The 10,183-nt window shown below is 40.4% G+C and carries 9 protein-coding genes; 3 read left to right on the top strand and 6 right to left on the bottom strand.

Going from position 1 to position 10,183, the window contains the following annotated elements; genetic code table 11:
- Window positions 1–2 precede the first annotated feature (2 nt).
- Together PALI_RS10010 and PALI_RS10005 are read right to left on the bottom strand one after the other, a co-directional pair.
- Entirely contained in the window at window positions 3–947 is a 945-nt protein-coding gene (locus PALI_RS10010; protein WP_193155735.1) for a DUF58 domain-containing protein, read from the bottom strand.
- Between the two features lie 3 nt (window positions 948–950).
- On the bottom strand, window positions 951–1,907 hold the full coding sequence (locus PALI_RS10005; protein ID WP_193155734.1) for an AAA family ATPase: 957 nt from the start codon (window positions 1,905–1,907) through the stop codon (window positions 951–953).
- Between the two features lie 328 nt (window positions 1,908–2,235).
- Between PALI_RS10005 and fadI the strand changes: the two genes are divergently transcribed.
- The 3 genes from fadI to PALI_RS09990 all read left to right on the top strand — a co-directional run bounded on the left by fadI (window position 2,236) and on the right by PALI_RS09990 (window position 6,602).
- Entirely contained in the window at window positions 2,236–3,546 is a 1,311-nt protein-coding gene (gene fadI, locus PALI_RS10000; protein WP_077538572.1) for an acetyl-CoA C-acyltransferase FadI, read from the top strand.
- Entirely contained in the window at window positions 3,546–5,756 is a 2,211-nt protein-coding gene (gene fadJ / locus PALI_RS09995; protein WP_193155733.1) for a fatty acid oxidation complex subunit alpha FadJ, read from the top strand. Before fadI ends, fadJ begins: the two co-directional genes overlap by 1 nt.
- 336 nt (window positions 5,757–6,092) lie before the next feature.
- Window positions 6,093–6,602 carry a GNAT family N-acetyltransferase gene (locus PALI_RS09990; protein WP_193155732.1) on the top strand — a complete coding sequence of 170 codons (510 nt, stop codon included), beginning with the start codon at window positions 6,093–6,095 and terminating at the stop codon, window positions 6,600–6,602.
- Between the two features lie 41 nt (window positions 6,603–6,643).
- On the opposite strand, the gene PALI_RS09985 is transcribed toward PALI_RS09990, so the two are convergent.
- From PALI_RS09985 to PALI_RS09970, 4 genes are all read right to left on the bottom strand, one after another.
- Entirely contained in the window at window positions 6,644–7,030 is a 387-nt protein-coding gene (locus PALI_RS09985) for an MmcQ/YjbR family DNA-binding protein (protein WP_077538566.1), read from the bottom strand.
- A 450-nt stretch (window positions 7,031–7,480) separates the two neighbouring features.
- Complete coding sequence (locus PALI_RS09980) at window positions 7,481–8,278, bottom strand: hypothetical protein (protein ID WP_193155731.1); 798 nt, start codon at window positions 8,276–8,278, stop codon at window positions 7,481–7,483.
- Between the two features lie 18 nt (window positions 8,279–8,296).
- Window positions 8,297–8,842: a hypothetical protein gene (locus PALI_RS09975; protein ID WP_138584009.1), complete on the bottom strand. Its 546-nt coding sequence runs from the start codon at window positions 8,840–8,842 to the stop codon at window positions 8,297–8,299.
- Window positions 8,839–10,110 carry an SAM-dependent methyltransferase gene (locus PALI_RS09970; RefSeq protein ID WP_193155730.1) on the bottom strand — a complete coding sequence of 424 codons (1,272 nt, stop codon included), beginning with the start codon at window positions 10,108–10,110 and terminating at the stop codon, window positions 8,839–8,841. Before PALI_RS09970 ends, PALI_RS09975 begins: the two co-directional genes overlap by 4 nt.
- Window positions 10,111–10,183: the final 73 nt, after the last annotated feature.

The following is a 10,183-nucleotide window of genomic DNA, read 5'->3' as shown; positions in this document are numbered from 1 at the left end:
GGTTATTTTCTCACTAATTGCAGCTCAAGCGGTGTTGCTGCATTGAATGATATTAAATTAAGACCTGATTTAGTTAAGCGATTAAGGCGCGTGCTAAATGCGTGTTCCGCATTTTTAGCAAAGCGTTCTCTAAAGCTGTTATCCATTAATGGCAGGGAAAAATCTTGACCATTTGCACTAACTGTAACAGCTTGCTTAAACGCAGGTAACTGATGCTCAAACGGATCGCTTATATGGCAACCAATCAGCTCACAGTGACGACTTAATATTTCAAGTTGCTTAAAGCTGGCATCGTCCAAGGCATTAAAGTCAGAGACTAAATACACTAAGCTGCCGGGCTTTGCTAAATGATTAAGGCGCTTTAGATTATCGCTAAAGTTGTTAGTGGCTGCCTTATCGATATTGTTGAGCGCTTGCTGGTGGCTGTCGCATAAATTATGGCAAAGCTTAAGGACTGCTTTTTCGCGAGCACTGGGTTTAAGCTCTAAATGCGAATGCTGATTAAACACAATACCGCCAATTCTATCGCCGCGCTGGCACGCCGACCACGCAACAAGGGCACTTATGTGCGCTGCTTGCACTGACTTTAACAGTAACTTTGAGCCAAACAGCATTGAGTTCGAAAAATCAGTAAACACAAACACAGGGCGTTCTTTTTCTTCTTGAAAGAGCTTTGTGTGTGTTTCGCCGGTACGGGCAGTGACTCGCCAATCAATCGATCGAATATCGTCACCTTGCTGATAATGTCGCACTTCGGCAAATTCCATTCCTCGGCCTTTGTGCGGCGCAAGATATTGCCCTGTTAAGGTATTTTTTATTTTTACCTTAAGGGCAAGCTCAAGCAATTGCGCTTTGGCTTTGTAATACATCAACTCTTTAAGTGCTAAATTAACACCGTGGCTATGGCTCTGTTTGAGCCATGCTTGGGATTCTAATTGTTTTTGCATGACTTATGGTACGGCTACAAGTTCAACTATACGGCTTATTACCTGATCTTTAGTAATGCCATCGGCTTGCGCTTCGTAACTTAAAATAATGCGATGACGCAGTACGTTATGCACAACCGCTTGAATATCATCAGGGGCTACAAAATCACGGCCTTGTAACCATGCGTGGGCGCGAGCACATTTATCAAGTGCAATCGTTGCACGTGGGCTTGCACCAAATTCAATCCAGCTACCAAGTTGCGCGTCTAATTTAGCGCCTTCACGGGTGGCAATAATGAGTTGCACTAAATATTGCTCAAGCGGCTCAGCTAAATACAGGGCTAGTATTTCTTTACGAGCTGCAAATAAATCGCTTTGACTAATTTTTTGCATTACCGGTTGTTGCTCGTTAAGCGCTTCGCCACGCGTTAAACGCAGTATATCTAGTTCGTGCTCTGCACCAGGGTAGCCAATACTAAGGTGCAGTAAAAAGCGATCCAACTGGGCTTCTGGTAGCGGGTATGTGCCTTCTTGCTCTAGCGGATTTTGCGTTGCCATAACTAGAAACAGTTCGCTAAGTGGGTAAGTATTTTTACCTACAGTGACTTGGCGCTCTGCCATTGCTTCTAATAATGCTGATTGTACTTTTGCTGGAGCACGGTTAATTTCGTCGGCTAAAATAAGGTTATGAAAAAGAGGGCCTTTTTCAAATACAAACTCACTGGTTTGTTGACGGTAAATATCGGTACCTGTGACATCGGCAGGTAATAAGTCTGGTGTAAATTGTACACGCTGGAACGAGCCTTCAATGCCTTTTGCCAGTGCATTTACAGCACGTGTTTTGGCAAGCCCTGGAGGGCCCTCTACTAATAAGTGACCATCGGCTAAAATTGCAATAAGTAGTGCTTGAGTAAGCTCTGGCTGGCCAATAATTTGTGTATCTAAATACGTTTTTAATTGTGAAAATGCGTTAGCTGCCATAATAATTTCGACTTTCCTCGTCAGCTGGGTTTATACCTGAATGTTTTAGGCGTTAAATACTGACCTATTTATAAGGTTTATAGTTGTGTAACTCAAGGGTTAGACTGTATTTTTTAAAATAGTTCGTTATTTATTAATGATTTTTAGCCTATCACAAAATTTTGTAAATGCGTTTAAAAAAGCATATGGTTGTAGCGGATTTTACGGGCTTGTGGATTATTTATATTGCTGCATTTGCATTAATTACAGTTTATCTATTGGCTTTAGTACACGGGTTGTTTAGAATCGAGAAAAATAAACAGGTCAGACCTGTCAGCGGGAGAGCATAATGTCTGAACAAAATATACTAAAAACACCAAAGGGCGATCGTATTGCCATTGTTAGCGGCTTACGTACACCTTTTGCTAAGCAAGCAACTGCATTTCATCATATATCTGCACTTGATATGGGTAAGTTAGTCGTAAACGAGATGCTTGAACGACTAAATTTTGATAAATCAGAAATCGATCAACTGGTATTTGGACAAGTAATACAAATGCCAGAAGCACCTAATATTGCCCGTGAAATTGTATTGGGTACAGGTATGCCTGTATCAGTTGATGCATATTCGGTATCGCGTGCTTGTGCTACTAGTTTTCAGGCAATTGCCAATGTAGCTGAATCTATTATGGCAGGCTCTGTAAGTGTAGGTATTGCAGGTGGCGCAGATTCATCATCGGTACTTCCTATTGGTGTTAGTAAAAAGTTAGCAGGCAGCTTAGTTGATTTAAACAAAGCCCGCACGCTTGGTCAGCGTTTAAAAATATTCTCAAAACTGCGTTTGAAAGATTTACTACCTGTACCGCCAGCGGTTGCAGAGTACTCAACAGGCCTTTCAATGGGGCAAACTGCTGAGCAAATGGCTAAAACGCACAATATTAGTCGTGAAGATCAAGATGCACTCGCGCATCGCTCTCATACGCTTGCAACTCAAGCCTGGGCCGATGGCAAATTAAAAGATGAAGTAATGACGGCGCATTTACCGCCATACAAAGGCTTTATCTCAGAAGATAATAACATTCGTAAAAACTCAACGGTTGAAGGCTATGCAAAGCTTAAACCTGTTTTTGACCGCCAACATGGCTCAGTAACTGCTGCAAATGCAACCCCACTTACAGATGGTGCCGCAGCGGTACTGATGATGAGCGAAAGCAAAGCAAAAGCACTGGGTTACGAAATTTTAGGTTACGTACGTAGTTTTGCGTTTTCAGCCATTGGTGTTGAAAAAGACATGCTAATGGGTCCTGCTCATTCAACGCCTATCGCACTTGATAGAGCCGGCATTACCCTTGCTGATTTAGATTTAATTGAAATGCACGAAGCATTTGCATCACAAACACTTGCTAACATGAAAATGTTTGCGTCAGACAAATTTGCGCAAGAGCATTTAGGTCGTAGCAAAGCAATTGGCGAAATTAACATGGATAAGTTTAACGTTAATGGCGGCTCACTGGCATATGGTCATCCATTTGCAGCAACAGGTGCTCGCTTAATTACGCAAAGCTTATACGAGCTTAAACGTCGTGGTGGCGGTTTAGCATTAACAACAGCCTGTGCTGCTGGTGGTTTAGGTGCAGCCTTTGTATTGGAGAGCGCGTAATGACTGATTCAGTATTTAATTTAACGGTAGATGAAAATAAAATCGCCGTAGTGACCATTGATGTGCCGGGTGAGAAAATGAACACCTTGCGCGATTCGTTTGCGGATGACTTAAAAGCGTTATTGGCTCAAGCTAAAGAACATGCTGTAAAAGGCATGGTATTTATTAGCGGTAAAAGTGATAACTTTATCGCCGGTGCCGATGTAAAAATGCTCGACAGCGTACAAAAACGTGAAGATGCGCTAGCAATTAGCGAGCTGTGCCATCAAGCGTTTTTTGATATGACAAAACTGCCTTATACCACAGTTAGTGCCATTCATGGTGCTGCACTTGGTGGCGGTTTAGAGTTTGCTTTAGCCTGTGATTACCGCGTAGGCTCAGATAGCGATATTACAAAAATTGGTTTACCAGAAGTGCAACTTGGCCTATTGCCTGGTGGCGGTGGTACGCAGCGTTTAACTAAAATTGTTGGCATTCAAAAAGCACTTGAATGGATGCTTACAGGTAAGCAAATTCGTCCTAAGCAAGCTAAAAAAGCAGGCGTACTTGATGATTGTGTACCGCACAGTGTACTTTTAAACGTAGCAAAAGAATTTGCCGCCAAGAAAAAGCCACAAGCTAAAGAGCCTAAGCTGGATAAAATTAGTCAACTGCTAGAGTCAAACCCGTTTGGTCGTAACTTTATCTTTAAAAAAGCGAAAGAAAACGTACTGAAAAAAACCGGTGGGCATTACCCAGCGCCGCTAGCGATTATTAAAGCGGTACGTGCAAGCGTAGAGCTTGATGAGCTAAAAGCGTACAAAACCGAAGCCGAAGGCTTTGCCACACTGGTAATGAGTGACGAATCTAAAGCGCTTCGTGGTATTTTCTTTGCCACCACGGAAATGAAAAAAGAGTGGCGCAATGATGATGCACCGGCCATTACTAAAACAGCCGTACTAGGCGGTGGTTTAATGGGCGCAGGTATTGCACATGTAAGTGCAGTAAAAGCAAAAGTACCAGTACGCATTAAAGATGTAGCAGAGCAAGGCATTAGCAATGCCATGAACTACACCTATAAAATTTTAGATAAGCGCCTTAAACGCCGTATTATGTCTAAATCAGACATGCAGTTAACAATGAACCGTATTACTGGTACAACTGATTACAGCGGCTTTAAGCACATTGATTTAGTGATTGAAGCGGTTTTTGAAGATTTAGAACTAAAGCAAGGTATGGTTGCTGATGTAGAGCAGCAATGCCAAGCAAACACTATTTTTGCAAGTAATACGTCATCACTGCCTATTTCGCAAATTGCAGCGCAGGCAACGCGTCCTGAAAATGTAATTGGCCTGCATTACTTCTCGCCAGTTGAGAAAATGCCGTTAGTGGAAATTATCCCACACGAAGGCACTTCACAAGAAACCATTGCTCGCGTGGTAAATTTTGCACGTAAGCAAGGTAAAACGCCAATTGTGGTAAAAGACATGGCTGGTTTTTATGTGAACCGTATATTAGCGCCTTATCTTAACGAAGCCGCTAACTTAATGCTTGCAGGCGAGCCAATTGAAAAAATTGATGCAGCCCTTGTCGAGTTCGGTTTTCCGGTAGGGCCGTTGGCACTGCTTGATGAAGTAGGTATTGATATTGGATCCAAAATTGCCCCAATTCTTGAAAAAGAACTCGGTGAGCGTTTTAAAGGCCCAGATGCATTTACCCGTATGATTGACTCAAAACGCCTAGGCCGCAAAACGGGTCGTGGTTTTTACGAATACGATAAAAAAGGCAAAAAGGTTGATGAGTCAGTTTATGAGCTACTGGGTGTTACGCCAACACCGCGTTTAAACAAAAGTGAAATTGCTAAGCGTTGTGTAGCACAAATGCTTAACGAAGCTGTACGTTGTTTAGATGATGGCATAATTGCAAGCCCACGTGATGGCGATATTGGTGCTATTTTTGGCATTGGTTTCCCTCCGTTCTTAGGGGGCCCATTTAGCTATATGGACAAACTAGGCGCTAGCAAAATAAGCTCTGAAATGTCTACACTGGCTAACAGCAATGTTATTTTTGAACCATGTGAATCACTCGTAGCAATGGCTGCCTCAGGCGCAACGTTTTATGGTGATAAACCAGCAGAAGCTGCGTTGATTGAAACAGCCGATGTTGAGTCTGAAGAGTCTTCACAAGAGCAAGCCACTACAGCTGAAGATGTTAAAGGCGACACTAAATAACATTTAACCCGTTTGAAAAAAAAACCGCATTTTATATGCGGTTTTTTTATACCTGTGATATTAATAAGGTAATACCAAACTGCATAAATCTTTGATCGATTTAACGAATTAAATTGCACTATAACGTCGTTAAAAATTTTTTAATTAGAACAACTAGATACAAAAATTTTTGCCTAGTTCTAGCGTAATTTTCTTAACGTTAAATAGACCCCATATATAAGCAGATTAGTATAATACAAATTTTATTAAAAACATGATCATTCTATCGCATTAAATCACCCCATAACGTCGCTAAATAGACCCCATATTTAAGCCGATTAACATAAAAGGAAATATATGCAGTTATTTACAGAAAGACTCAGTATGCGGCAAATCACGCAAGCTGATTGGCCTCTTTTTTTAGAGCTTCATCAAGAGCCTGACGTGCTTTTATATTGTTTTGATAAGCCAAAAGACGCATTTGTGAAGCACCGATTTGAGCAACGCTTACCGACGTGGGATCCAAATTCGCGCCATCCGTTATGTTTTGTTGTTATAAATAATGAAACGCAGCAAGTGATAGGTGTTACTGGTTTTACTTATGATGGAACAACTGCGGAGCTAGGGTATTTATTCTTGCCAAAATACTTCGCTAAAGGGTATGCAACAGAGTCGTTAAAAGCAGTCATTGAATGGGCACAAAAAGCGTGTGGTATTAAACAGTTTAAAGCCGTGGTAACTCGGGGAAATGTAGGATCAGAAAATGTATTAAGTAAATGCGGACTCACATTGACTGATACAATTTTGCAAGCACACACAATTGCTAATAAATTATATGATGACCTTATTTATACGCTTAATATATAATCAAAATTAAATGGGCTAGTATGCAACTAGCCCGTTTAATTTTATAAATGGATTGCGATTGCGTTGCGATCTTTCTCCGGCATATTCTGCACAACTAAATCAAACGAATTATCAATCATACGTTCAATTTCACCTTGAGGAATTGAGCCATCTAAAATAACCGTATTCCATAAGCGTTTGTTCATGTGATAGCCTGGGATCACCGCAGGAAAAATGTCACGTAATGAAAGTGCTTCATCGGGATCACATTTTAAATTAAGCCACCAAATAGGGTCTCCATTGTCATTCGTTTCGCCATCGTTGCCAACGGCAAGGGTGGCAAACATTTTATGATTCACTTTATAAACGTCAACCTCTTGAGCAAATGGTTTTGTAACTTGAACAAGTGGCTTTTTAATTAAATACTCATGTACTCTTATTTGGTCCATGATCCATTCCTTGAAGTCATACTCGATATACATACCATAGCATTATTTTATTAGTTTTGTGATACGAAATATTATTTGTACTCATTTTTTCTTCATTAATACACTGAAGTCGTGGAAGTTATTAGGGCGTATTGACCTTTGTGGATTGAAATTTGTTCAATCTAGGGGCGATTAAATCGCGGCGCGAGGTTTGTAATCGAGTGGGCTAAGTAAAAACCGAGTAACAAAGAGTTAATCGTCCCTAGGAAGAACCCAAAGGGCAGCGCATGTTTGGCATTTATGCTGCGTTATCGCCTATTTATGGGGAATAACCACACGACATAGGCTCTGCCTTGCCTAAATACCAAATAGTCTGCTGCAAAATTAATCACGAAAGGTCAACACGCCCTAGTATTGACACAAAGAAAAACCCTATAAATACGAAAAAGTAACCAAGCTAACGCTATAGAGCTAGACAGTTTTCGGTAGCGATGAATAAGCAATTACAGCGGCGTCACGTTGAGTGAGATTGGGGCTCGTTGTATTGTGGCTATAAAGACGACAATATTCTATGGGATCGCCTTCGTGTGTTAAATAAGCTTCAGTGGTGAATTGCAGTAACGTCTCTTTCCAGCGCTTTACAATAGAGGGGGGTGGGTTTGGTAAAGCATTTAAAATGAGTTTAGATTCTTCAAAATTACTATTAATTGCCACATTAAGCATGTCATCGTTAGCAGCGGCTAGCCAACTAGCGCCATTAGTGCCTACGCAAAGTAATGGCATATAAGGTGCCAACGCTGGGCATACATTGTTTTTGTATATTTCAACTTGCCAGTATGGGCGCGCTATTTTTATAAATTGAGTAAAACTTTCAATTGTCGTAAATTTGGATGTTGCAAGAGGCAGAATTTCAACCCTAGGTTTATTCGCGTTCACCGTATCATTGGCAACATCAATATACCAAGGTCCAAGTATGAGCGCGTTTTGAAAGTACTCATCTCGTAGTGATCCCCAGGCCTTTTTTAAATCAGTACCTTGGTGAATGCATTCTTTTAATAAACTGAGCCCGAGCTTATCTGTGTGTGGTAATTGTGCTTGTAATAATGCAAACATTTCATCGCGAATTTCTCTGCAACGTCCTATCGGATAAGGCTTGTTGGCAAAGTTAGGCATTTTAGGTGCAAGTTTTAAATCGACGACTAATCTTAGTTGTGCCAGATCGTTGCAGATCATTGTTAGCTGTTGTGGTGTGAAGTTATTATCAAGCACGTATATTTCCCAAAATCGTTATTGTAATTTGCTTAACTGGGTTTGTGTATAGGCGTCATTTCTTAGCCACCTTAACATGTTTGGATAACCGTTAGGGTGGTCTGGCTGTTCACACATAAACCACGAATATAAAAGAGGGTAACCAAAACCCGTGCTGTTGGTAAAGGCCTCGATTAAGTTATCAGATGCCCCTTTATAACCCTGCTCATGAAATAAAATATTCGGGGCGATATTTAAATAGCAAGCTGCAGCCCATGACCAAGCTATTGCGGTCATTTCTTCGGCCGCTTGATGATCATGGTTTTTCATATCTCCTGTTAAACACGTTCTTGTCGTTTCTGAGGTAACTGCAATATGACCTGCTTCATGAAGAATATCACCTGGGTATAACAGCTTTTCTAAATCAAGTAATAAAGTGCCTTGTTCTATTTTAAGGCCAGGTAAAAAAGTCTTTTCGTTTAACGTTTCATACCGGTGGTTTATACCTATATCAGTAAGAAAGGCTAAAATATTTTCAACCTCAGTTAACTGCTTATCTGTATTGTGTTCAGTGCTAATAGTCATAATGATTTGAGATTACTGTTAGTGACTAGCCAATGTTCAAATTCTTCAATACGTTGACTTTGATAAAGTGCTGCCGTTGTTTCATGGTACGGCAGCGTTAATGAATCTAGTAGCTCTGTCCATAATGCCCATTCATCGTCGGCAATACTAAAAGGGTGACCGGATTTAGCTGCTTGCGCATGCTCAAACATACGCTTTACACCAGGCAATCCCAAGTTATTGAGATCTGTAAATCTTGCCAATTCATTCATCGTTTTAATCGTGTTTTTTATTGGGAATGTAAATATAAAGTCTGCATTGTTAGGTGTTATGTATTCATAATGAATAGCTTCACCGCCACGAAGCTGCGCATCATGAGGTAAAAAAATAAGCGGTATATTTAAACTACATTGATTTTCCGTTAGTTTATGGTGTTTGTATACTTGAATGTCGGTTGTTAGTTTGAGTCTGTAATTAGTATCAACGCCATTTGGGATCAGCATATTACCTTTGAAAGAAGATGCGTCTCCTGCATTTAAACGCCTTGCTTCGTCGATGTTTAAGCAATAAAACTCTTTTAGGAGTATGTCATCTGTAGTATTAGCTTCTGCAGACATTAAAGATTTAAAAGGTGTTAGCCATGCCTTTAAAGAAATATTTTGTGGGATCAAGGTGCCAGAATTATGCAGGTATTGGTATAAATGAGAGAAAATGAACACTTGAGGTTCTCGCTTTAATAGCGCTGTCATAGTTTCTGAAATAATGATGTCAAATTGCTGAGAGGGGGGCGCTTGCCAGCAAGTTGCGTCATCACACGTAATTGCAACAATGTTTTGGGTGATTGAAAAGTGCTTTACTAGCTTTTTAATTGCACTGATGTTTTCTGGATGAATGTCAATGAGTGTGACTTTTATACGTGAGTTTGTGGCAAGACCTAAATAAGGAATAAGTAACGTGCCATAAGGACCTGTACCGGCATAAAGAACATGAATATCATCAGTCGTTGCTTTTAAACGTTCTTCAATAGCGAGTTTAACACCTTGCATAAAGATTTGCGTACGAAGAGTTTCTTCTATGCATTTAGCTGCTTGTACGGGAGAAATTGCAACGCCTTGGGATGTATTTTCATCATTCCAGTCATTCATATCTAAGTCAGTTGAAATAGACGTAATATTCCCTAAGTAATTTTTTAAATCGTTGATAAAAGGCTTCATCAAGCCCGCATCGGCTGGCTCATTTAGCAAATGTGTAATCGCATTGCGGTATCTGTTCAGTAACTCACTATCCATATCACTCTCTGTATTTAGCTACAAAAATAGTTGCTTGCAATAATATAGCACTCTATTCTAATTAAGTTTAGTC

Source organism: Pseudoalteromonas aliena SW19 (genome assembly GCF_014905615.1).
Lineage (GTDB): Bacteria > Pseudomonadota > Gammaproteobacteria > Enterobacterales > Alteromonadaceae > Pseudoalteromonas > Pseudoalteromonas aliena.
The sequence above is the reverse complement of the archived record's forward strand: the minus strand, read 5'-3'. Positions and strand labels throughout refer to the sequence as shown.

Coding starts and splice junctions, on each gene's coding strand:
- PALI_RS10010 (WP_193155735.1), bottom strand. CDS start 947: ATGCAAAAACAATTAGAATCCCAAGCATGGCTCAAACAGAGCCATAGC.
- PALI_RS10005 (WP_193155734.1), bottom strand. CDS start 1,907: ATGGCAGCTAACGCATTTTCACAATTAAAAACGTATTTAGATACACAA.
- fadI (WP_077538572.1), top strand. CDS start 2,236: ATGTCTGAACAAAATATACTAAAAACACCAAAGGGCGATCGTATTGCC.
- fadJ (WP_193155733.1), top strand. CDS start 3,546: ATGACTGATTCAGTATTTAATTTAACGGTAGATGAAAATAAAATCGCC.
- PALI_RS09990 (WP_193155732.1), top strand. CDS start 6,093: ATGCAGTTATTTACAGAAAGACTCAGTATGCGGCAAATCACGCAAGCT.
- PALI_RS09985 (WP_077538566.1), bottom strand. CDS start 7,030: ATGGACCAAATAAGAGTACATGAGTATTTAATTAAAAAGCCACTTGTT.
- PALI_RS09975 (WP_138584009.1), bottom strand. CDS start 8,842: ATGACTATTAGCACTGAACACAATACAGATAAGCAGTTAACTGAGGTT.
- PALI_RS09970 (WP_193155730.1), bottom strand. CDS start 10,110: ATGGATAGTGAGTTACTGAACAGATACCGCAATGCGATTACACATTTG.